General features: G+C 70.7%; 22 protein-coding genes. 8 read left to right on the plus strand and 14 right to left on the minus strand.

The window, feature by feature from the left end; genetic code table 11:
- Positions 1–155: 155 nt before the first annotated feature.
- The gene (locus ABT294_RS08340; protein ID WP_350804432.1) at positions 156–797 is read right to left on the minus strand and encodes a histidine phosphatase family protein; all 642 of its coding nucleotides are present in this window, start codon (positions 795–797) and stop codon (positions 156–158) included.
- 248 nt (positions 798–1,045) lie between these two features.
- Here ABT294_RS08340 and ABT294_RS08345 point away from each other — a divergent pair, with 248 nt between their 5' ends.
- On the plus strand, positions 1,046–1,903 hold the full coding sequence (locus ABT294_RS08345; RefSeq protein WP_350804434.1) for an EamA family transporter: 858 nt from the start codon (positions 1,046–1,048) through the stop codon (positions 1,901–1,903).
- Here the strand turns inward: ABT294_RS08345 and ABT294_RS08350 are convergent.
- The gene (locus ABT294_RS08350) at positions 1,896–2,816 is read right to left on the minus strand and encodes a LysR family transcriptional regulator (protein ID WP_350804435.1); all 921 of its coding nucleotides are present in this window, start codon (positions 2,814–2,816) and stop codon (positions 1,896–1,898) included. The genes ABT294_RS08345 and ABT294_RS08350 overlap by 8 nt on opposite strands.
- A 183-nt stretch (positions 2,817–2,999) precedes the next feature.
- Here ABT294_RS08350 and ABT294_RS08355 point away from each other — a divergent pair, with 183 nt between their 5' ends.
- On the plus strand, positions 3,000–3,863 hold the full coding sequence (locus ABT294_RS08355; protein ID WP_350804436.1) for an EamA family transporter: 864 nt from the start codon (positions 3,000–3,002) through the stop codon (positions 3,861–3,863).
- Between the two features lie 3 nt (positions 3,864–3,866).
- On the opposite strand, the gene ABT294_RS08360 is transcribed toward ABT294_RS08355, so the two are convergent.
- Positions 3,867–4,994, minus strand: coding sequence for a hypothetical protein (locus ABT294_RS08360; RefSeq protein ID WP_350804437.1), 1,128 nt, complete (start codon positions 4,992–4,994; stop codon positions 3,867–3,869).
- Positions 4,995–5,166: 172 nt separating this feature from the next.
- On the opposite strand from ABT294_RS08360, the gene ABT294_RS08365 reads away from it, so the two are divergent.
- Together ABT294_RS08365 and ABT294_RS08370 are read left to right on the plus strand one after the other, a co-directional pair.
- Positions 5,167–5,568: a YybH family protein gene (locus ABT294_RS08365; protein WP_350804438.1), complete on the plus strand. Its 402-nt coding sequence runs from the start codon at positions 5,167–5,169 to the stop codon at positions 5,566–5,568.
- 121 nt (positions 5,569–5,689) lie between these two features.
- On the plus strand, positions 5,690–6,229 hold the full coding sequence (locus ABT294_RS08370; RefSeq protein ID WP_350804439.1) for a hypothetical protein: 540 nt from the start codon (positions 5,690–5,692) through the stop codon (positions 6,227–6,229).
- Between the two features lie 94 nt (positions 6,230–6,323).
- Here the strand turns inward: ABT294_RS08370 and hemL are convergent, their stop codons facing one another.
- From hemL to ABT294_RS08405, 7 genes are all read right to left on the minus strand, one after another.
- Entirely contained in the window at positions 6,324–7,613 is a 1,290-nt protein-coding gene (gene hemL, locus ABT294_RS08375; RefSeq protein ID WP_350804441.1) for a glutamate-1-semialdehyde 2,1-aminomutase, read from the minus strand.
- 42 nt (positions 7,614–7,655) lie between these two features.
- Complete coding sequence (locus tag ABT294_RS08380) at positions 7,656–8,285, minus strand: bifunctional DNA primase/polymerase (protein WP_350804443.1); 630 nt, start codon at positions 8,283–8,285, stop codon at positions 7,656–7,658.
- 210 nt (positions 8,286–8,495) lie between these two features.
- Complete coding sequence (gene hemB, locus ABT294_RS08385; protein WP_350804445.1) at positions 8,496–9,479, minus strand: porphobilinogen synthase; 984 nt, start codon at positions 9,477–9,479, stop codon at positions 8,496–8,498.
- Entirely contained in the window at positions 9,476–11,020 is a 1,545-nt protein-coding gene (locus tag ABT294_RS08390; protein WP_350804447.1) for a bifunctional uroporphyrinogen-III C-methyltransferase/uroporphyrinogen-III synthase, read from the minus strand. The genes hemB and ABT294_RS08390 overlap by 4 nt, the downstream gene beginning before the upstream one ends.
- The gene (gene hemC, locus ABT294_RS08395; protein ID WP_350804448.1) at positions 11,017–11,925 is read right to left on the minus strand and encodes a hydroxymethylbilane synthase; all 909 of its coding nucleotides are present in this window, start codon (positions 11,923–11,925) and stop codon (positions 11,017–11,019) included. Before hemC ends, ABT294_RS08390 begins: the two co-directional genes overlap by 4 nt.
- Positions 11,922–13,178 (minus strand): glutamyl-tRNA reductase, encoded by a 1,257-nt coding sequence (locus ABT294_RS08400; RefSeq protein WP_350804451.1) that lies wholly within the window; start codon positions 13,176–13,178, stop codon positions 11,922–11,924. Before ABT294_RS08400 ends, hemC begins: the two co-directional genes overlap by 4 nt.
- Positions 13,175–13,852 carry a redox-sensing transcriptional repressor Rex gene (locus tag ABT294_RS08405; protein WP_350804452.1) on the minus strand — a complete coding sequence of 226 codons (678 nt, stop codon included), beginning with the start codon at positions 13,850–13,852 and terminating at the stop codon, positions 13,175–13,177. The genes ABT294_RS08400 and ABT294_RS08405 overlap by 4 nt, the downstream gene beginning before the upstream one ends.
- Positions 13,853–13,979: 127 nt before the next feature.
- Between ABT294_RS08405 and ABT294_RS08410 the strand changes: the two genes are divergently transcribed.
- Positions 13,980–14,213, plus strand: coding sequence for a glutaredoxin family protein (locus tag ABT294_RS08410; protein WP_350804453.1), 234 nt, complete (start codon positions 13,980–13,982; stop codon positions 14,211–14,213).
- Between the two features lie 8 nt (positions 14,214–14,221).
- On the opposite strand, the gene ABT294_RS08415 is transcribed toward ABT294_RS08410, so the two are convergent.
- On the minus strand, positions 14,222–15,670 hold the full coding sequence (locus tag ABT294_RS08415) for a putative quinol monooxygenase (protein WP_350804454.1): 1,449 nt from the start codon (positions 15,668–15,670) through the stop codon (positions 14,222–14,224).
- Positions 15,671–15,849: 179 nt separating this feature from the next.
- On the opposite strand from ABT294_RS08415, the gene ABT294_RS08420 reads away from it, so the two are divergent.
- The 3 genes from ABT294_RS08420 to ABT294_RS08430 all read left to right on the plus strand — a co-directional run bounded on the left by ABT294_RS08420 (position 15,850) and on the right by ABT294_RS08430 (position 18,157).
- Positions 15,850–16,512, plus strand: a complete 663-nt coding sequence (locus ABT294_RS08420) for a sigma-70 family RNA polymerase sigma factor (RefSeq protein ID WP_350804455.1) — start codon at positions 15,850–15,852, stop codon at positions 16,510–16,512.
- Positions 16,513–16,631: 119 nt separating this feature from the next.
- Complete coding sequence (locus ABT294_RS08425) at positions 16,632–17,267, plus strand: DUF5667 domain-containing protein (RefSeq protein WP_350804456.1); 636 nt, start codon at positions 16,632–16,634, stop codon at positions 17,265–17,267.
- 14 nt (positions 17,268–17,281) lie between these two features.
- The gene (locus ABT294_RS08430; RefSeq protein ID WP_350804458.1) at positions 17,282–18,157 is read left to right on the plus strand and encodes an HAD family hydrolase; all 876 of its coding nucleotides are present in this window, start codon (positions 17,282–17,284) and stop codon (positions 18,155–18,157) included.
- A gap of 86 nt (positions 18,158–18,243) precedes the next feature.
- Here the strand turns inward: ABT294_RS08430 and ABT294_RS08435 are convergent, their stop codons facing one another.
- The 3 genes from ABT294_RS08435 to ABT294_RS08445 are packed head-to-tail and all read right to left on the minus strand — an operon-like array spanning position 18,244 to position 20,700.
- Complete coding sequence (locus ABT294_RS08435) at positions 18,244–19,263, minus strand: LCP family protein (protein WP_350804460.1); 1,020 nt, start codon at positions 19,261–19,263, stop codon at positions 18,244–18,246.
- 2 nt (positions 19,264–19,265) lie between these two features.
- On the minus strand, positions 19,266–19,847 hold the full coding sequence (locus ABT294_RS08440) for an RNA polymerase sigma factor (RefSeq protein WP_350804462.1): 582 nt from the start codon (positions 19,845–19,847) through the stop codon (positions 19,266–19,268).
- Positions 19,848–19,905: 58 nt separating this feature from the next.
- A complete protein-coding gene (locus ABT294_RS08445) occupies positions 19,906–20,700 on the minus strand; it encodes an SDR family NAD(P)-dependent oxidoreductase (RefSeq protein ID WP_350804464.1) in 795 nt (264 codons plus the stop codon).

Consider the following 20,700-nt stretch of genomic DNA (forward strand, 5'->3'; position numbering starts at 1 on the left):
GGCGGGCCGGTCCGCCCGGCACATCGGGGGAAACCCGCGGCGCCGGGCGCCGGGCTCACCACGCCGGGGGAAACGCGCGGCGCCGGGTGCTGGGCCCGCCACGCCGGGGGAAACGCGCGGCGCCGGGTGCTGGGCCCGGCACGCCGGGCGCGGTCTCAGGCTCCGGGAAGCGACGGGCCCTTCGCGAGCGAACCGGCGGGCTCGCTGTAACCGATGCTGACCAGGCGGTCGCCGTCGAAGGTGAAGCTGGTGAGGCTGGCCAGCCCGCACTGCCTGCGCCGGGGGTCGTGCCAGAGCCGCCTGCGGCCCTCGGCGGCCATCCTGATGGTCCAGATCGGGAGCTGGTGGCTGACCAGAACCGCCTCGTGGCCGCGCGCCCGCGCCCTGGCGTCGTCGACGACCGTGCGCATCCGCGCGACGATCGCCGGGTACGGCTCCCCCCACGAGGGACGCATCGGGTTGTAGAAGTAGCGGTAGTTCCTCGGGTCGCGCAGGATCGCCAGCCCCTGGCCCACGCTGCGCCCCTGGAGCAGGTTGCCCGCCTCGATCAGCCGCTCGTCGTCGCGTACGTCCAGGCCGAGGGTCGAGGCGAGCGGGGCCGCGGTCTCGAGGGCCCGTTCGAGGGGCGAGCTGTAGATGGCGACGATGTCGCGGTCGGCGACCGCCTTCGCGACCGTCTCCGCCATCAGGTGCCCTGTCTTGGACAGGTGATAGCCGGGCAGCCTGCCGTACAGGACGCCGTGCGGGTTGTGCACCTCACCGTGGCGCAGCAGGTGGACGACGGTGGTTTCAGCCATGGTGTCGCACAGCTTATCCGTTGCGGTCGGACGGACCGCCAGCACCCGACTGGTCCCTGAGCTGGGGGCCGGGATAAGGTCGAGCCTGACCGCGCCTAGGGTTCCGCGTTCCGGCCTGCCCCACGTCGCTCCACCACAATCAGGGCCGGAAGCCAGGTCCGAGCGGCGCCCCGGCCCGGCAGGGCCGCACAGCTGACGGGAGAAAAGCCTGGAGGCTCCTATCCGCATCTCCGGAAGGAGTCTGCCGGGTGAGTCCCTGGGCCCTCGTTCTCGTGCTCGTCGCCGCCGTCGCCCACGCCTGCTGGAACCTGCTGGCCAAGAAGGCGTCGCAGGCCGACGGCCTGGTCTTCCTGTGGCTGGTCGCCGCCACGTCCACGGTGCTGTGGAGCCCGCTGTTCGTCGGGTTCCTGCTGGTGACGGGGGCGCGGGTGACCTGGACCGAGCTGGCCGTGACCGGCTGCAGCGCGGCTATCCATCTGGGCTACTTCGTGCTGCTCCAGCGCGGGTACGGCGCCGGCGACCTGTCGGTCGTCTATCCGGTGGCGCGGGGCACAGGCCCGATGCTGGCGAGTCTGGTGGCGGTGCTGTTCCTCGGCGAGCGTCCCGGCCCCATCGGCGTCGCCGGCGTCGTGCTGGTGGGCGTGGGCGTGTTCCTGATGAGCGGCGGCAGGGGCGGCGATCTGAAGGGGCTGGCGTTCGGCCTGGCCGTGGGTCTGTTCATCGCCGCGTACACGGTCTGGGACTCGCGGGTGGTGAGCGCGTTCGCGGTTCCTCCGGTGGTGCTGAACTATCTCGGCGAGACCGGGCGCGCCCTCGCGCTGGCCCCTGCCGTGCTGGGCGGGCGGCGCCGGGAGCTGCTCGCCCCGACCTGGCGCGAGCACAGGTTCCGGATCATCGGCGCGGCCGTGCTGATCTTCGTGTCGTACCTGCTGGTCCTGTTCGCGTTCACGATGGCGCCGGTGACCGTGGTGGCTCCGGCGCGGGAGGTCAGCGTGCTGATCGCGGTCGTGCTGGGCGGGCGGCTGCTCGCCGAGGGCGACCTGCGCCGCAGGCTGCTGGCGGGGGCCGTGATCCTGGGCGGTGTGGTGGCGATCGCGCTCAGCTGACGGCCCAGGCGTTCTCCTGGGTGCGGCTGGCCTGGGTGAGCGCCTCGACGGCCGCCCTGATGGCGGGGCGGCGGGCCGCGTCCGTCCGCCAGAGGGCGTAGATGCGGCGCGACTGCCTGGGCATCAGCGGGACGATCCGTACGCCCTCGGGGACGGGGCCGCGCCCCATCCTGGGGATGATCGAGCAGCCGATCCCGGCGGCGACCAGCGCCATGTGGGTCGGGTACTCGTCGGCCATGCAGGAGATCTCGGGCTCGACCTGGGCGTTGCGCAGCGTGAAGACCAGCCAGTCGTGGCAGACGGTGCCCGGCGAGGAGCTGATCCACTGGTCGCCCTGGAGCTCCGCCAGCTCGATCTCCCTGCGGTCGGCGAGCGGGTGGTCGGCGGGTACGGCCACGTCGGCGATGTCGTCGAGCAGGGTGGCCTTGGACAGCCCCTCCGGGATGGCCATCGGACGGTTCTGCCAGTCCTGGACGACGCCCAGGTCCAGCTCGCCTCTGGCGACCTCGCGCACCACGCGTTCCGGCTCGCGCTCGTTGAGCTGCACCAGCAGGTCGGGGTGCCGGTCTCGGAGCTGGGAGAGCGCGACGGGCATCAGGCCGCGCGCCGCCGTCGGGAACGCACCCACGTGCAGCCGCCCCACGACCTCGCCGCGCAGCGCCTCGAAGTCCGCCTCGGCGGTCTCCACCAGCGCGAGGATGCGCTCCGCGTGCTCGGCGAGCAGCCCGGCCGCGTCGGTCAGCCTGACACCGCGCCCGCTGCGCTCCATGAGCCGTGCGCCCGTCTCCCGCTCCAGCTTCGCGATCTGCTGGGAGACCGCGGAGGGGGTGACCATGAGCGCGTCGGCGGCGGCGCCGACCGAGCCGTAGACGTGGACGGCGTGAAGGGCCTTGAGGCGGTTCAAGTCCAACATGTAAGCCAGTCTAAAGGGTTAAGCGTAGAAAGTCTCGCTTGTCCTTCACTCTGTAGCATCGGAAAATATATGCATGAGAATCGTTAAGTCGAAGAAGATCCAGCCCACCCCGTCCTCCTACCTCAAGGTGCTGGCAGAGCAGGCGCGCGAGCAGCGCATCCGCTACCAGAAGCCCGCTTCTGCGTGAGGCCGCGCCACCTGGCACTCGCCGTCGGCCTCGCGGCCGTGTGGGGGTTCAACTTCGTCGTCATGCAGGTGGGCCTGAGGCACTTCCCGCCGCTGCTCTACGCGGGGCTCAGGTTCACCCTGGCCGCCTTCCCCGCACTGCTGTTCGTCGGGCGGCCAGGAGTGCCGTGGCGCTGGGTCGCCGCGGTCGCCTCCACCATCGGCGTCGGCCAGTTCGGCCTGCTGCTCATCGGCATGCGGGCCGGCATGCCCGCCGGGCTGACCTCCCTGGTCCTGCAGGTGCAGGCCCTGTTCACGGTGCTGTTCGCGGTCACGCTCCTCGGTGAGCGGCTCACCGCCCGCCGCGTCACCGGGCTGGGCGTCGCCTTCGGCGGCCTGATCCTGGTGGCCCTCGACTTCGGCCTCTCGGGGCCCGTCGGCGCGTTCGCCCTCTGCGTGGCGGCCGCCGCAGCCTGGGGGCTCGGCAACGTCTTCCAACGCCGGGCCGCGCCGCCCGACTCGCTGCGCTTCATGGTCTGGGTGAGCGCCTTCTCCGCCCCGCCGCTGCTGCTGCTCTCCCTACTGGTGGAGGGCGCGCCCACGCTCAGCTCGCCGGTGGAGGGCTGGGTGTCGCTGGCGTACGTGGCGTTCGTCTCCACACTCGGCGGGTTCGGCCTGTGGGGGTGGCTGCTGCGGCGCTACGACGCGTCCACCGTCGCGCCCTACACGCTGCTGGTGCCGGTGTTCGGGATGTCCTCGGCCGCCCTGATGACGGGCGAGCCGATCTCCTGGGTGAAGCTGGGGGCGGCGGCCCTCATCGTGGCCGGCGTGCTGTACGCGGGCAGCCGCCCCCGGGCACTCCAGCCCGTCCTCGAGCGCTGACCCCTACTGGACGCGCTCGAACGGCGCCGGGGTCCGGCCGGTCCAGCGGTACAGCTCGGACGTGGCGGTCTGCTTGGTCACCCCGTCCTCGACGGTCGTGCCCTGCTTGGTGACGTAGTAGCGGCCGTCGCCCAGCGAGGCCAGGCCGTACTGGCCGCCGAACTCCCAGCCCCACACGTCGGACGCCGCGTCGTGCAGCCCCTTGTGGAGCAGGGAGAGGAGCTCGCCCTGCTCGGGCTGCCGCTGCCCCTCGACCGGCCCCCGCACCGCGGGCCTGGATCCGTCGACGACGAAGAACGAGTAGTTCGGGAACCGCGGCTTGACGCCCTTGTAGACGGCCATGAACCAGTTGCCGGTGTACCCGTCGTACGCCAGGTTCTGCACGCCGTACGTGGTGTTGCCGGTGCGGACGAAGTACTTCCCGTCGACCCGCCCGGGGCCGGACGTGTGCGACTCCGCCTGGCTCAACGGGCGCTCGTACCTGCGCCAGTTGTCGATGTCGTACTGCAGGAGGACCTGGTAGTCGTTGTCCTGGCGGTCGGCGTTGGCGTAGATCCCGTAGGCCACGGTCAGCTTCTGCTTGCCGTGCCGCCTGCCGAACTCCGGCCCGAAGGAGACTCCGTCGATGCCGCTGCAGCCGTAGCGGTGGTCGGCGGTCTTGGCCGTGTCACCGTCGAAGACGCCGTCGCCGTCCATGTCGGCGCTGTAGTCGTCCACCACCTCCTTCAGGTAGACGGCGGACACCACGTCGGAGCCCTCGGCGTTCATGTCGAGGCTGGTGATGCGGTCGACGTCGAAGATGGCGATGTAGAACGCCTTGGCGTCCTTGTACTCCAGGGAGCCGTAGACACGGCCGTCCCGGCTGTTGAAGTCAAGGTCGCCGAGGTGGCCCGTGAACCCGGTGACGGACCCCACGGGCCGGCCCTCCAGGTCCGTCTTGACCAGGAGGTTGGTGAAGGAGAAGTACATGTACCCCTTCTTCTGGTCGACGGCGATGCCCTGCACGTGCCCTGAGGGCCAGGCCCCGCCGTACACCTCGGGCGGCGTCTCCGGTCGCACGGCTGCCTGCACAGGCGCCGTGACCAGGGTCGATGCCATCAGCGCCGTGAGTAACACCTGTGCGACCCGCATGTCGTAACCTTCCGATGATCGTTATTTACTGATCATCCAAGGTACGGAGCGGAAGCAGATCTTTACCGACATCTGTCTGACTTTCTGCATACCCGCGTGAAAATCGTGGCTTGCCTTGCCACCGGTGTCAACGTTTAGCGTCGGGAGTCCTCCTCTCACGGAACGGACCGCCATGACCTCCCCTGACGACCGCGCATCGCTGCTCGACCACGACCGGCGCTTCTTCGACGCCCTGGTCGCCGCCGACCTCGCCACCCTGGACGCCCTGCTGGCCGACGACTTCCTGCTGGTCGGCGTCGGCGACGGCGCGGTCGCGACCAGGGCCGACCTGCTCGGCCTGATGGCGGCTGGAACGCTCCGGTTCCCGGCCATCCACTCCTACCCGGACGAGGCCGTCGTCCGCCGTGCCGGAGACGTCGGCATCGTCGTCGGACGCACCGGCATGGACTTCACCGGCCCCGACGGCGCCACCTTCACCGCCGGAAGCCGGTACACCCACGTCTTCGCCGCCACCCCGGGCGCGGGATGGCGGCTCCTCTCCGCTCAGGGCACGGAGATCAAACCCGCGGCGTGACCGGGGGCTGAGGAACGGTACGGGGCGTTCGCGGGCGGAGCCGCACGGTTGTGGGCCGGTACCAGGGGCGCTACCGTTCATCGGACTCCAAATGATCTTTCGACCCGCTTCGGAGCAGCCCGTGAGTGACGCTTACTCTCCCGTTCCGGAACTCAACAGGCTCAAGGAGTTCGCAGAGCGATGCGGAAGCGAGTACTACGCCAACCAGTTCGAGCTTGTCGAGTTCGGCAAGCCCAGCGGCGCCGAGACGTACTCGGAGGAGCAAGAGTTCGTCGACAGCTTCGTGTGCTTCGCCCGCGCCAACAGAGCCGGTTCGGACTATGCGTTCTGGCGCGTCGACGACCGGGCGGACCTGGCCACGTTGCCCGTGGTGGTCTTCGGGGACGAGGGTGGGATATGTGTCGTCGCCCGCAATCTCCGGGACCTGCTTCGGCAACTCGGATGTGACTGGTGGCAGTGGCCTTCCTGGGAGGGTGCCCAGTTCGTGGAGCCCGACCTTGACGACAAGCCCAGCCCACGCCATGGGGACTATCTCGAATGGCTGAATGAGACCTTCGGCCTCACCCCGCCGGACAATCCCAACGAGCTCCGGAACGTCGCAGAGGCCGAGTTCGGCGCCCTGTTGGAGAGCTGGGTGGATCGCTTCTACCAGGACGAGTAGGAGCTGCTCGGCAACAGCCCGTGCGGCGGTACTCGGCGAGCGAGGCGACGGCCGCGTCTCGCCGAGCCGCATCGCGGTCTCAAACCCCTGACCGTCACAGGGTCGCTGCGGCGGCCTTGGCGGCGGCGGGGAGCGCGTCGGCGACCCGGGTGAGGGCCTCCTCGTCGTGCGCGCCCGACAGGAACCAGGCCTCGTACGCCGAGGGCGGGAGGTAGACGCCCTGGTCGAGCATGGCGTGGAAGAACGCCTTGAAGGCGTCGGTGTTCTGGGTCTGGGCGTCGGCGAAGTCGCGCACCTGGCGGTCGGTGAAGAAGACGGAGAACAGGTTGCCCGCCGTCTGGAGCCGGTGCGGCACCCCCGCCGCCGTCAGCGCCTCGGTCGCCGCCTGGGCCACCGTGGCGGCCGCCGCGTCGACCCTGGCGTACACCTCGGTGTCGAGGGCGCGGAGGGTCGCCAGGCCCGCGGCGCACGCCAGCGGGTTGCCCGACAGCGTGCCCGCCTGGTAGACGGGCCCCTCGGGGGCGAGGCGGGCCATGATGTCGGCCCGGCCGCCGAAGGCCGCCGCCGGGAAGCCGCCGCCCATCACCTTGCCGAACGTCATCAGGTCGGCGTCGACCTGGTCCAGGCCGTACCAGCCCGACGGGGAGACGCGGAAGCCCGTCAGCACCTCGTCGACGATCAGCAGCGCGCCGTTGGCCGTGCACAGCTCACGCAGGCGGGCGTTGAAGCCGTCGAGCGGCGGGACGATGCCCATGTTCGCCGGGCACGCCTCGGTGATCACGCAGGCGATCTCGGCGGACGCGAACGCCTCCTCCACCGCCTCGATCGAGTTGTAGGGCAGGACGATCGTGTCGGCCGCGGAGGCGCCCGTCACGCCCGGCGTGTCGGGGAGGCCGAAGGTGACCACGCCGGAACCGGCCGAGGCGAGCAGCGCGTCGACGTGCCCGTGGTAGCAGCCCGCGAACTTGATCACCTTGGAGCGTCCGGTGAAGCCGCGCGCCAGCCGCACGGCGCTCATCGTCGCCTCCGTGCCCGAGCTGACCAGGCGCAGCTTCTCGACGGGGGCGACCCTGGAGACGATCTCCTCGGCCAGTTCGACCTCGCCGGGCGTGGCCGTGCCGTACGAGAAGCCGTGGGCGAGCGCGTCGGAGACCGCCTCGACGACCGCGGGGTGACGGTGGCCGAGGATCATCGGACCCCAGGAGCAGACCAGGTCGACGTAGCGGTTGCCGTCGACGTCGGTGATGTAGGGGCCCTGCCCAGAGGCCATGAAGCGCGGCGTGCCCCCGACGGCGCCGAACGCGCGGACCGGGGAGTTGACACCGCCCGGCACGACGGCGCGGGCGCGGGCGAACAGGCCTTCGGAGTGGTGTGTACGGGTCACGGGTTCCAGGTTAGCCCCGGTCTCCCGCGCCCCCGGAGACGACTAGTCGGCCAGCCATTCAAGGACGCGGAGCGGATCGGGGAGCGGACGGCCGTCGGGAGGGCGCAGCCAGGAGACCGGCTGGCCCGTGGGCAGCGTGGACGGCGGCGCGAGCACGTAGCTGTCGCGGCAGTGCCAGCGCAGGCCCGGGGTGTCGTCGATGGTGGCCGGGTCGCAGTCGAGCTGGCAGGACCACCACTCGTCCTCGTCCTCGGGGTTGCCGCGGGTGGCCACATAGAACAGGACCCGGTCGCCGTTGGCGGCGACCGGGCCCGAGTCTGCCCCGGCGTTGTCGATCCGCGTGAGGGCCGACAGGCCGGTGCCGAGGGGTACGTCGAAGACGTCGAACACGCGGCCGGTGGGGAGGATCACATTGGCCTCGGGCTCGCGTTGCCACCAGCGGGTGAGCTGGGTGGCGTCCGTGGTGGCCTGGAGGCTCCAGGCCGGGGAGAGCGGGTGCGCGCCCGGGTCGGGACAGCCGAGGCGGTCGCAGGAGCACGCGCGGGCGCCTCTGCGAAGGGGATAGGCACCGGGCACGCTCGGCCAGCCCAGGGCCGCGTAGCCGAGCACGGAGTCGATCCGGGTCGGGCGCGACCGCTTTTTGGTACGCCGAGCGAGTGGTACCCCCACCATGGTGTGTCTCCCGTCGATCGCGGTGCCTGAAGCGGCCCCGTCTCCCGGGCTGCACGCACACACGGGACACACCAGCACCTGCTATCACAGTTTACCGCACAGACCTCAGGAGATAGCGGGAAACCCCCCGGTTGAAGACCCGAGCCACCTCGATGGCCTGGGGAAAGGGCCTCGCCCGGCCCGCCTCGGCGTGCCGACCGGGACGACGCGTCAGAGGCGGCGCGCCACCTCGGTGGCCCAGTACGTGAGGATCAGGTCGGCGCCGGCCCGCTTGATCGAGACCAGCGACTCCATGATCATCCGCTCGCGGTCGATCCAGCCGTTGGCGGCGGCGGCCTCGATCATCGCGTACTCGCCGCTCACCTGGTAGGCGGCGACGGGCACGTCCACGTGCGCGCGGAACTGGCTGATGATGTCGAGGTAGGCAAGCGCGGGCTTGACCATGACGGCGTCGGCGCCCTCGGCGATGTCCAGCCGGACCTCGCGCAGCGCCTCCTCCAGCGGGCCCGCGGGGTCCTGCTGGTGCGAGCTGCGGTCGCCGAACTGCGGCGCGCACTCGGCGGCGTCGCGGAACGGGCCGAAGAAGGCCGAGGCGTACTTCGCGGTGTAGGCGAGGATCGGCACGTTGGCGTGGCCGTCGGCGTCGAGCGCCGCCCGGATCGCGCCGACCTGGCCGTCCATCATGCCGCTCGGGGCCACCATCTGCGACCCGGCACGGGCCTGGGCCACCGCGACGGACGCGTACCGCTCCAGGGTCGCGTCGTTGTCGACGTCCCCGGACTCGGTGAGGATGCCGCAGTGCCCGGTGTCGGTGAACTCGTCGAGGCAGGTGTCGGCCATCACCACGGTGGCGTCGCCCACCTCCGCGATCACGTCCCGCAGGGCCACCTGCAGCACGCCGTCGGGGTCGTCGGCGGCCGAGCCGCGGGCGTCCTTGACGGCCGGGATGCCGAAGAGGATCAGCCCGCCCACGCCGGCCTCGGCCGCCTCGCGGGCGGCCTTGCGCATGGAGTCGCGGGTGTGCTGCACCACGCCCGGCATCGAGGCGACGGGGTGCGGCTCGGTGAGGCCCTCCTTCACGAACATGGGCAGGATCAGGTCGGCGGGGTGCAGCCTGGTGCCCGCCACCATCCGCCGCAGCGCCGCCGTACGGCGCAACCTGCGGGGACGGGCGACGGGGAACTCGGCACTCACTTGGCTCTCCTCCTGGCGCCTCGGCGGTTCTGGGAAGGCCGGCGCGGGGTGTCGCCGGCGGCGACGGCGGCGTGCCGCTGCTTCGCACCGTACTCCGCCAGCGCGGCGGCGAGGGCGGAAGCGGACGGACGGTCCGCCATGACGTCGACTCGGAGCCCGAACTCCTCGGCGGTCTTGGCCGTCTGCGGCCCGATGACCGCGATCACGGTGACGTTGTGCGGCTTGCCCGCGATGCCCACCAGGTTCCGCACCGTCGAGGACGAGGTGAACAGCACCGCGTCGAACCCGCCGCCCTTGATCGCCTCGCGGATGGGCGCGGGCGGCGGCGCGGCCCGCACGGTGCGGTAGGCGGTGACGTCGTCGCACTCCCAGCCCAGCTCGGTCAGCCCGGCGACGAGCGTGTCGGTGGAGATGTCGGCGCGCGGCAGCAGCACCCGGTTGATCGGGTCGAGCATCGAGTCGTACGGCGGCCACTCGGCCACCAGCCCCTCGGACGACTGCTCGCCCGACGGCAGCAGGTCGGGCTTCACCCCGAACTCCACCAGCGCCCTGGACGTGGCGTCGCCCACGGCCGCGACCTTGAGCCCGGCGAAGGCACGGGCGTCGAGCCCGTACTCCTCGAACTTCTCGCGCACCGCCTTGACCGCGTTGGCGCTGGTGAACGCCACCCACTCGTAGCGCCCTGTGACCAGGCCCTTGATGGCGCGGTCCATCTGCTGCGGGGTGCGCGGTGGCTCGACCGAGATGGTCGGCACCTCCTCGGGCACCGCGCCGTAGGAGGTGAGCTGCTCCGACAGGCTCTTGGACTGCTCCTTGGTGCGCGGCACCAGGACCCGCCAGCCGAACAGCGGCTTGGTCTCGAACCACGAGAGCTTGTCGCGCAGCCCGACCGCCTCGCCGACGACGATCAGCGCGGGCTCGGTGAAGCCCGCGTGCTTGAGGTCGGCCTGCAGGCGGCCGAGCGTGGAGACCACCGTGTACTGCTCGGTGGTGGTGCCGCCGCTGCTGACGGCGACGGGCGTGCTGTCGGGCTTGCCGCCCGCGACCAGCGCCTTGCCGATCGGGACGGCCTCGCCGATGCCGTTGTAGATGACCAGCGTGCCGCGGCAGGCAGCGTGCGCGGACCAGTCCTGCTCCTGCGCGGCGTCGACGACCCGGAACTCGGGCACGGCGGTCGCCGGCGGGATGCCCGCGTAGGTGAGCACCGCCGTGGCGGGCGGCACGCCGGGCACGATCTCGAAGTCCACCTCCGCCGCGGCACACGCCGCGACCTCCTCGGTGACCGAGGAGAACAGCATCGGATCGCCCTCACACAGGCGCACCACGAGCTGACCCGCCAGGGCGCGCTTGACGAGGTCGCCGCGCGCGACCTCCACGCCCTCACGGCAGTGCCGAAGCAGCGGGCCGAACTGCTCCTCGTCGAGGACGACCGCGTCGGCCTTGGCGAGGAGCTCGGCGCCGCGAAGCGTGAGCAGGTTCGGGTCGCCGGGACCCGCGCCTACGAACGCGACGAAACCGGAGGTTGGACTATCGGAGCTCAATGGGACTGCTCCCCCATCAATCTGTCGGCCCCTTCGGCGATCATCTCGGCCGCCAGTTGGCGCCCCAGGCTCTCAGCCGCCGAAGGAGAACCGGCGGTGGACTTGCGGACCGCCTGCCTGCCGTCGAGAGCGACGACAGTGGCGGTCAGGTTCAGAGTGTGCCCGTCATCGACCGCGAAAGCACCCACGGGGGCAGAGCACCCGGCTTCGAGGGCGGACAGGACCGTGCGCTCGGCGGTCACCGCGGAACGGGTCCGCGGGTCGTCGAGCACCCCGAGGAAGCCGACCAGGTCGGCGCGGTCCGCGAGGCACTCCACGGCCAGCGCACCCTGGCCAGGGGCCGGCAGCAGCTCCTCGATCTCGAAGATCTGCGAGATCTCGGAGTCGCGGCCGATCCTGGTCAGGCCCGCCGAGGCGAGCACGACGGCGTCGAGCTCGCCTGAGGTTACCTTGCCGATGCGGGTGTCGGCGTTGCCCCGGATCGGGACGTACTCCAGATCCGGCCTGAGCGCGCGCAGCATGGCGATTCTGCGCGGCGAACCGGTGCCGACCCGGGCGCCGGGCGCCAGGTCGTCGAACTTGACGGGACCCACCAGCGCGTCGCGGTGGTCGTGCCTGGCGGGGATCGCGGCCAGCGTGAAGCGTGGGTCCTGGGTGGTCGGCAGGTCCTTCAGCGAATGGACGGCGAAGTCGATGCCGCCCTCGACCAGCTTGTCGCGCAGCGCGCTGACGAACACGCCGGTGCCGCCGAGCTGGGCGAGCTGGGCCTTGGTCACGTCCCCGAAGGTCGTGACGCCGACCAGCTCCACGGCCCGCCCGGTGCGCTCGGTGTAAGCATCGGCGACCATCTGCGACTGTGTGGTCGCCATCAGGCTGCGCCTGGTTCCGAGTCGTAGGGTCGTCACAGCTCCACCTCCCTCACGGCCTCGGGCATCTTCGGATCCAGGTCGAACAGCTCGCGCAGCGCTTCCGCATAATGATCGCCTCCCGGGGAGGTGGCGAGCTGTTTGACACGCACAGTCGGCTCGTGAAGCAGCTTGTCGACGACACGCTGCACGGTCAGGGTCACCTCGTCCCGGGTTTTCGCGTCGAGGTGGGGGATGCGCATCATGAGACGGCCCAGCTCGGCCTCCACCACGTCGGCCGCCTTGGTGCGCAGCGCGACCACGGTCGGGGTGACCTTGGACGCGCGCTCCGCGCCGAGGTAGGCGGCGAGCTCCTCGGCGAGGAGCGCCCGGACGGAGGCGACGGAGTCGCCCTCGCGCGAGCCGATGCCCGACTGCTGGATGGTCTCCAGGTCGACCAGCGTCACGCCGGGGACGGCCCGGACCTCGGGGTCGATGTCGTGGGGAAGCGCCAGGTCGAGGAGGAACACGCCGCTGCTGAGCATGTCGGGGGTGATCAGGTGGTGGCCCGCGCCGGTGCAGGTGATGACGATGTCGGCCGCCGCCAGCTCTCGGGGAACCGCGGAGAACTCCACCGCCCTGCCGCCGACCTGGTCGGCCAGGCGCACGCCGCGCTGGTACGTCCGGTTGGCCACCACGATGTCGGTGACGCCCGCCCGTGCCAGGGTAACGGCGGCGAGCGAGCTCATCGAGCCCGCGCCCACCACCAGCGCCCGGCGGCCCTTCAGCTCGCCCGCCAGCGCGAGCCCGGCGGTCACCAGGGAGGCTCCCGCGTGGTCGATGCTGGTGTCGGTGTGGGCGCGCTTGCCGACGCGCAGCGCCCGCTGGACGACCTCGTTCAGCGTCGCGCCGACCGTGCCCTGCTTCTGCCCCAGCTTGAGCGCCTGGCGTACCTGGCCGAGGATCTGGCCCTCGCCCACCACCATCGAGTCGAGGCCGCACACCATCGAGAAGAGGTGCTCGACGGCGCGGTCCTCGTAGTGGACGTACAGGTGCGGGGTCAGCTCGTCGAGCGGAACGCCCGAATGGACGCTCAGCAGATGGCTGACCGAGTTGACGGCCGCGTGGAAGCGGTCGACCGCGGTGTAGACCTCGACCCGGTTGCAGGTCGAGACCACCATGGTCTCCGCCACGCAGACGTCCTGCTGCACGTCGTGCAGCAGTTTGACGAGCGCGTCACCGGCTACCGAGACGCGTTCGAGCAGAGCCACGGGAGCGGTCCGGTGGCTGAGTCCGATGGTCAGAACACTCATTGACTGTCCACGGCCATGAGCGGCCCCCCAGCTTTGCGTTGCTCGTGGAACGCAAGGATCTGTAGTTCTATGGATAGGTCGACTTTACGGACATCGACGCTTTCAGGCACGGCGAGTACGACGGGGGCGAAGTTCAGGATGCTGGTCACGCCTACCGCTACCACGCGGTCGCAGAGCTCCTGAGCCGCCTCAGCCGGTGTCGCCAGAACCACGATCGAAACTCCACGCCGTTTGATCACGGCTTCCAGTTCGTCGATGTGCTCAACATTCAACCCCGCAATGTCGTCGCCTACGACCTCGGGGTCGGCGTCGACCAGAGCGGCGATGCGGAAGCCACGGGAGACGAACCCGCCGTAGTTGGCGAGCGCGCGGCCGAGGTTGCCGACGCCGACGATGGCGACCGCCCAGTCCTGGGTCAGGCCGAGCTCGCGGGAGATCTGGTAGACCAGGTACTCGACGTCGTAGCCGACACCACGGGTGCCGTACGAGCCCAGGTGCGACAGGTCCTTGCGAAGCTTGGCCGAGTTGACCCCGGCCGCCGATGCCAGGTCTTCGGAGCTGACCGTCGTGATCGCGCGCTCCGCCATCCCGTGCAGCGCCCGCAGGTACAACGGGAGCCGGGCGACCGTTGCCTCGGGTATGCCACGGTCACGGGACTGCGTCGGGCTCTTCACGTGCCGGAGCTCCAGGGGAACGGGCGGCCTTGAGAGCCGCGTGAATGGAAGCGAACCGCCTTTCAGGTTAATCCTTTTGTGAAGCGATGCACAAAGTCACCGAGGCAGGGGCGCTACGGTGGGAGCCATGCACCACATCACCTTGCTCGGCAGGCCCGGCTGTCACCTCTGCGAGGACGCCCGCGAGGTCATCGCCAGAGTGGCTGACGAGCTGGGAGTGACATGGGAGGAGATCGACATCGACTCCTCCGGTGAGCTGCGCGACAAGTACGGCGAGATGATCCCCGTCACTCTGGTCGACGGGGTCCAGCACGACTTCTGGCGCGTCTCGGAGGACCGGCTGCGGGCCGCGCTCGCCTAGTAGCTCGCCTAGTACATCGCGGTCGGCAGCGGCACCACCTTGGCCGCGTTGACGTTCAGCTCGATGACGTTGGTGGCCAGCACCATGGCCTGGCGCTCGTTGAGGAACCGCTCGACGTGCGGCTGGCGCTGGTGGTCGCGGTAGGCGACCTCGTCGCGGTAGAGCTCGTAGACGATGCGCTGCAACGGCGCCGACTTGACCCCGTGGCAGGCGTAGACAAGTGTGTCGGGTTCGCCACGTCGCACGGCCTCCACGGTCTGCTCGGCGAGGCGGTCGAACGCGGCTCCCGAGCCGTCCATGAGGGTGAAGACGGTCAGCAGGCCGTAGATGCTCGGCGAGGGCTTGCCGGACCCGGGCTGCTGCTGTGGCTGCGCCTGGTGCGGGCCGGTGGAGAAGAGCTCGGCCCCCGGGTAGACGGCGCCGGTGCCGGGCATGGAGTAGTCCTGGCGCGGCACGTCCTGCTGGGCGGGGCCGCCGCCGTGCCTGCCGTTCATGATGTAGCCCGTCGAGGGGCCGGCGTCGGGCGGGGACGTCATCCGGGCCGCGTAGTCGACCTCCTGGTCGCCCGCCCGGTACTCGGCCACCAGGTCGCCCAGGCCCGACCTGCGGGGCTGCACGGCCGGCGGCGCCTCGGGCGCGACCACGGGCGGGGGCATGGGCTGGGGCATGGGCTGGGGCATGGGCGATCTCAACGCCACGGTGGGCTCCGACTGCTCCGCTGCCGCTGCCGCGGCCCGGCGCGGCGATGGCCGCCGTTCCTGCTCGACCTCGTCCTCGTCGTCCTCGTACGGGGCCAGCGGGCGCAGCACGCAGTACCAGATGGCGGCGGCGGCCACCACGAACAGCGCGGTCGTGAAGATCCCCGGCACGGAGAACCGCATCGCGCCGATCAGCGCGATGCCGGAGGGCGCGATGACGGCGACGGCGTGCAGGTTGTCGGTGTCGTACTCGTCGCCGTTGCGCCACCTGAGCCCCGCGAACACCGCGGCCGCGAGCAGGACCAGCACGTCGACGACGTGCACGCCGAGCAGCAGCTTGTCGGGGATCAACCCCCAGTGACCGGACCCCGTGGGCAGCAGCTTGGTCATCTTGCCGCTGTTGAGCAGCGGGTCGGCGACGAGGATCACCGACGCGGTGATGGTGATCGCGATGCTGTAGAGCCAGGCCGCGAATTTCGGGGGGGCCTTTTCACTCAGGAGCTGGATCAGCCCGATTCCCAGCCAGAGCGGCGCGAGCAGCGACCCGGTGAGTTGATAGATCTTGAACGTGGCCGTGCCGAACCCCATGAGGTAGCCGACACCGATTACGCCCAGTGACACGCAGAGCGCCACGGCTGCAACGGTCCAGGCGATCAGCCACCCCTCGGGGTCGTCACGCAACCTTCTGATCAGGGCACCCGCGGCGATCGCGGCGAGAAGGGCACCGGCGAAGGCGATGACAGCGACGAGGATCTCCATGGTGACTCCAATGCTGCCGGACGATGCCTCCCAGCCGGTAGCCGAAGAGGGAACGGGTCGGTCCAACACGGTATCCGCCGATTACGGCTAGTCCTGCCTAGCCCAAGCGGATTGTGGAATTTCCGGTTGATTTCTAGAGTGTTCGAGCAGCCGCACCCCTTACCCCGTAGGGATACCGGATGCCTGACTCGTGGCCGTTCGCCGGGCTACTCACTCCAGCGCTCGCTGGCCCCGCCCGGACGAGCGAGCTTGCCGTGCGCGAAGACGTCCGCGCAGAAAGCAGCGCGGTGGTCTCCGACGACCAGCGCACGCTGGTGCTGCGCGCCAAGACCGGAAACACGGAGGCTTTTGGCACGCTCTACGACCGCTATGTGGACCTCGTCTACCGCTACATCTACTTCCGGGTCGGCTCGCACCAGCTCGCCGAGGACCTGACCAGCGAGACCTTCCTGCGCGCGCTGCGCCGCATCACCGACTTCACCTGGCAGGGACGCGACTTCGGCGCCTGGCTCGTGACCATCGCCAGGAACCTGGTGACCGACCACTTCAAGTCCGGGCGCTACCGGCTGGAGATCCCCACCGGAGAGGTGATCGACGTCCCGCTCGACGGCGCGCACATCCCGGAGAACGCCGTGGTCACGGCGATCGTCAACGACCGGATCCTGCGCGCCGTCCGGGACCTCAACCCGGAGCAGCAGGAGTGCGTCGTCCTCCGGTTCCTGCACGGCCTGTCACTGGCGGAGACCGCGTTGATCATGGGGAAGAAGAGTGGAGCGATCAAAGCGCTGCAGTTCCGGGCGATCCGCGCGCTGGCCAGGGCGCTCAAGAACGACCTCGCATGACGCGTCCCAGCCGCGGTGGCCGGGGCTGTCCGGCGACACGCCGCGTAACCTCGGCCTGAGGCGCTTCGTTAGGCAGGTGTCACGGCCGGGTATTCTCGCGGGGGCGGCAGGGAGCAGTCATGGGTAGGGCGCGCAGATCGCGCGAACGCGTGCTGGGCCAGCTGTCGGAGCTGGGGAGGCTGCCGCTCGGCGGCGGCCCGGAGGCCGCATTCCGCGACCGGCTGCGTCACGAGCTCCTTTCGGCGCAGGCCCCCGACCCCGTCAGGCCCGCCAGGCGAGGCCACCGCCTCCCGGCCAGACGACGCCTGTCCCCGTTCTCCCAGCTCGCCACGTTCGGCCTGGCGGCCGTCATGATGGTGTCAGCCTTCGCCACCTACCAGTCGGTGCCCGGCGACACGCTCTACCCGCTCAAGCGCGCCGCCGAGAGCACCCTCGTACGGCTCAGCCACGACGACGTGGAACGGGCGCAGCGCGAGCTCGACTCGGCCAAGAGCAGGGCCTCCGAGGTCGCCCGGCTCCTCGGCTCGTCCAACGACAGCCCCCTGGTCACCAAGACGCTCAAGGACATGGAGGAGTCCACCCGCTCCGGCATCAACAGGCTGGAACGGGTCGAACCGCGCTCCCCCAAGATCAAGCGCTTCGCTCGGGACCAGAAGAACATGGTCGAGCCGATGTTGGAACAGCTCGACGAGGTACAGCACGACCAGGCCACGGGCTACCTGGACTACATCCAGGGGCTGGAGGCGCCGGGCTAGGTAAGCTGAGGCGCATGTGGCGGCTAATTCGACGACGGAACGACGTGGAGGCGGAGGTCGCCGGCGAAGCAGCCGCGGCTGCCGCTGTCACGGCTCCCCCTGCCGAGCCCGACCTACAGGCAGCGGCCTTCTTCGATGTCGACAACACGATGATGCGCGGCGCCTCGATCTACCACTTCGCCAGGGGCCTGGCCACGCGCGGCTTGTTCACCACGTCCGACCTGCTCAAGTTCGCGGTCGGGCAGGCGGTCTTCCGGCTCGGCGGCAACGAGAACCCCGAGCACATCAAGGTCGCCCGCGAGACCGCGCTGGCGTTCGTCGCGGGCGCCAAGGTCGACGACGTGGTGCGGCTCGGCGAGGAGATCTACGACGAGGTCATGGCCGACCGCATCTGGGGCGGCACCCGCGCGCTCGCCCAGAGCCATCTGGACGCCGGCCAGCGGGTGTGGCTGGTGACCGCCACGCCCGTCGAGCTGGCCCGGGTGATCGCCCAGCGGCTCGGCCTGACGGGCGCGCTCGGCACGGTCGCCGAGACCAGCGACGGCGTCTACACCGGGCGGCTGGTCGGCGACCTGCTGCACGGCCCCGCCAAGGCCGAGGCGGTGCGCGCGCTGGCCCGCCGCGAGGGCCTCGACCTGACCAGGTGCACCGCCTACAGCGACTCGGCCAACGACCTGCCCATGCTGTCGCTGGTCGGCCACGCCGTGGCCATCAACCCCGACGGCGAGCTGCGCGAGCACGCCAGAAAGCACGGCTGGCCCGTCAAGGACTTCCGCACCGGCCGCAAGGCGACGATGACCGCGCTGCCGATCGCCGCGGGCATCGGCGCGGTGGCGGGCGGCGTCGCCGCGGGCATCGCGCTCCGCAGGCACTACCGCACCCCCCAGTAGCGCCGCGTCTCACGCCCGACGGCACCAGGGAGGCGCCCGCCTGCGAAGGCGCCGGGGCGCCGTTGAGAGGGCCACCCCGGGATGCCTCACTTCAGGCGGTCGAACAGCTTCTGCGCGTCCGGCTGCTTCCACACGACTCTGTTCATGTCGTCGGGGGCCGGCATCAACGGCACCACGACGAACGACGGCGTGCCGCGCTCCAGTCTGCGCGCGAGGCCGTACATCACCTCCAGGTCGAGGCCCTCGTCGGTGACGGCCGACCGGCTGACCACGTCGAGGAAGGACCGGAGCTTGACGGGGTCGGTGAGCTCCTTCCTCGCCTTCGCCAGCATCACGCGCAGGAGCACCATCTGCCGCTTGAGCCGCTGGATGTCGGACCCGTCGCCGGTGTGCCGCAGCCGCATGTACCCCAGCGCCTGCTCGCCGTTCAGGCGGCTGGTGCCCGCCGGAAGCTTCAGCTTGGACGCCGCGTCGTTCACCGGAGTCCTGAGCTTGACCTCCACCCCGCCCAGCGCGTCGACCACATCCTTGAAGCCGGCGAAGTCCACCACGACGAAGTGGTCCACGCGAACCTTCGTGAGCTTCTCCACGGTGGCGACGGCGCACGTCACGCCACCGGAGTTGAACGCGGAATTGATCATGTCTCTTCTGGGGGGCGCGGATCCGCACGAGGGGATCTGCACCATCGAGTCGCGCGGGAGGCTGACCACGGTCACCCGCCCGCCTCCTTCGGGCAGGTGCACGAGCATCATGGTGTCGGACCGCGCCCCCCCGCCTCCGGTCGAACGGGCCTGCGCCGGGCCGTACTTGGCGTTGCCCTCGCCCTGGCGGGTGTCGGAGCCGATCACCAGCACGTTCAGCGCGCCCGTCAGCTTCGCGGGACGCGCGCCCACCGGCAGCGGCACGGTCTGGCGCCCGCTCAGCACCAGGGTGGGAACCGCGACCGCCAGCGCGGTGGCGACGGCGACCAGCCCGGCCATGAACCAGCCCATCCGCAGCCGGCGCGGGCGCTCCCGCAGCAGGCGCTGCCGCTGGCGCGCCAGTGTGAGCGGAGGCTCGTGCTCCAGGTCTCTGCCGAGGTCGCGGAGCATCTTCAGGTCGTCCATGGTCACGCCTCCTCCAGCATGGGGTTGGTGTCGCCCAGGGCGGCGCGCACCTTCCGCCTGCCCCGGTTGAGGCGGGAGCGCACGGTGCCCACGGGGATGTCGAGCGCCCGTGCGACCTCCTCGTAGCTGAGATCGCCCCAGGCGATCAGCAGCAGCACGTCGCGGTCCTTGGCGGGCAGCGCGGCGAGGGCGCGGGCCAGCTCCGGCCTGGACGCCTGCGCGGTGACCCCGGCGGCCACCCGGTCGGCGGGCGACTCCACCTCGGCGTCGACCGGGGCGCGCTGGAACGCGCGGTAGCGGGCCGCCTCGGTGCGGCGGTGCCGGGAGATGAGCTTGGTGAGAATGCCGAAGAGCCACGGCCTGGCGTCAGGGTAGGCCAGGTCGTAGCTCTTCCTGCGGGAGAAGGCGACCAGGAAGGTCTCGCCGACGAGGTCCTCGGCGGGCTCGGGGCCGAGCCGTTTGGAGACGTACCTGTAGAGCATGGCGGAGTAGCGGTCGAACAGCTCGGCGAACGCCTCAGGTTCTGTTAACGAGGCGCTGACGAGGTCCGAGTCCACACTCCTGGTGGCGGGTTGCGTGATCATCTCCGCCTTTCTGTGGGGAGCCGGTCAAGGATGTCTCGCCACAACCCGCCGTCCGGGTTCACAGCTCCTTGCGCGTTCCTCCGTCGATGGTGAGGTCCGCGCCCGTCGTGCTGCCGGAACGGGGTGAGACGAGCAGCGCGACGGCGTCCGCCACCTCCTGCGGGTCGACGAGGCGGCCGGTGGACAGCTTCATCATCTCGGGGGCGACCTGGTTGATGACGCTGTCCCTGTCGGCTCCCAGCATCCCGGACATGACGTCGGCGGCGCCTCCGTCCTTCGTCCACCAGTCGGTGAGGACGGGCCCGGGAGTGACCGTGTTCACCCGGATGCCCTGCGGGCCGTACTCCTCGGCGAGCGCCTTGCCCACGTTGCTCAGCGCGAGCTTGGCCGCGCCGTAGTCGACGTTCATCGCTCCGGGCGTCCAGGCCAGGGTGGAGGAGATGTTGACGATCGAGCCGCCGCCGCGCCCCACCATCACCGGCAGGGCGGCGCGGATCAGCCTGATCGGCGAGAACAGGTTGAACTCGAACATCGCCTGCCAGTCGGCGTCCTGGAGGGGCAGGAAGCCGAAGCGGGGCAGCGTCACGCCGGGCGGCGGGCCGCCGGCGTTGTTGACCAGGATGTCCAGCCCGCCGAACTCCCGCACCGCGCGGTCGATCACCTGGGCGGGCGCCTGCGGGTCCATCAGGTCGGCGGCGACGTGCACCGCCTTCTCCGGCAGCTCGCCGGTGCGCGTCCGGGAGACGGCCACGACGTGCGCGCCCTCGTCGGCGAGGGTGCGGGCGATGGCCAGGCCGATGCCCTTGGACGCGCCGGTGACGACGGCGACGCGGCCGGACAGTTGCAGATCCAT

Source organism: Nonomuraea sp. NPDC000554, assembly GCF_040300065.1.
Classification (GTDB): Bacteria; Actinomycetota; Actinomycetes; order Streptosporangiales; family Streptosporangiaceae; genus Nonomuraea.

Coding starts and splice junctions, on each gene's coding strand:
- ABT294_RS08340 (WP_350804432.1), bottom strand. CDS start 797: ATGGCTGAAACCACCGTCGTCCACCTGCTGCGCCACGGTGAGGTGCAC.
- ABT294_RS08350 (WP_350804435.1), bottom strand. CDS start 2,816: ATGTTGGACTTGAACCGCCTCAAGGCCCTTCACGCCGTCCACGTCTAC.
- ABT294_RS08360 (WP_350804437.1), bottom strand. CDS start 4,994: ATGCGGGTCGCACAGGTGTTACTCACGGCGCTGATGGCATCGACCCTG.
- ABT294_RS08365 (WP_350804438.1), top strand. CDS start 5,167: ATGACCTCCCCTGACGACCGCGCATCGCTGCTCGACCACGACCGGCGC.
- ABT294_RS08380 (WP_350804443.1), bottom strand. CDS start 8,285: ATGGTGGGGGTACCACTCGCTCGGCGTACCAAAAAGCGGTCGCGCCCG.
- ABT294_RS08400 (WP_350804451.1), bottom strand. CDS start 13,178: ATGAGTGTTCTGACCATCGGACTCAGCCACCGGACCGCTCCCGTGGCT.
- ABT294_RS08410 (WP_350804453.1), top strand. CDS start 13,980: ATGCACCACATCACCTTGCTCGGCAGGCCCGGCTGTCACCTCTGCGAG.
- ABT294_RS08415 (WP_350804454.1), bottom strand. CDS start 15,670: ATGGAGATCCTCGTCGCTGTCATCGCCTTCGCCGGTGCCCTTCTCGCC.
- ABT294_RS08420 (WP_350804455.1), top strand. CDS start 15,850: ATGCCTGACTCGTGGCCGTTCGCCGGGCTACTCACTCCAGCGCTCGCT.
- ABT294_RS08425 (WP_350804456.1), top strand. CDS start 16,632: ATGGGTAGGGCGCGCAGATCGCGCGAACGCGTGCTGGGCCAGCTGTCG.
- ABT294_RS08430 (WP_350804458.1), top strand. CDS start 17,282: ATGTGGCGGCTAATTCGACGACGGAACGACGTGGAGGCGGAGGTCGCC.
- ABT294_RS08435 (WP_350804460.1), bottom strand. CDS start 19,263: ATGGACGACCTGAAGATGCTCCGCGACCTCGGCAGAGACCTGGAGCAC.
- ABT294_RS08440 (WP_350804462.1), bottom strand. CDS start 19,847: ATGATCACGCAACCCGCCACCAGGAGTGTGGACTCGGACCTCGTCAGC.
- ABT294_RS08445 (WP_350804464.1), bottom strand. CDS start 20,700: ATGGATCTGCAACTGTCCGGCCGCGTCGCCGTCGTCACCGGCGCGTCC.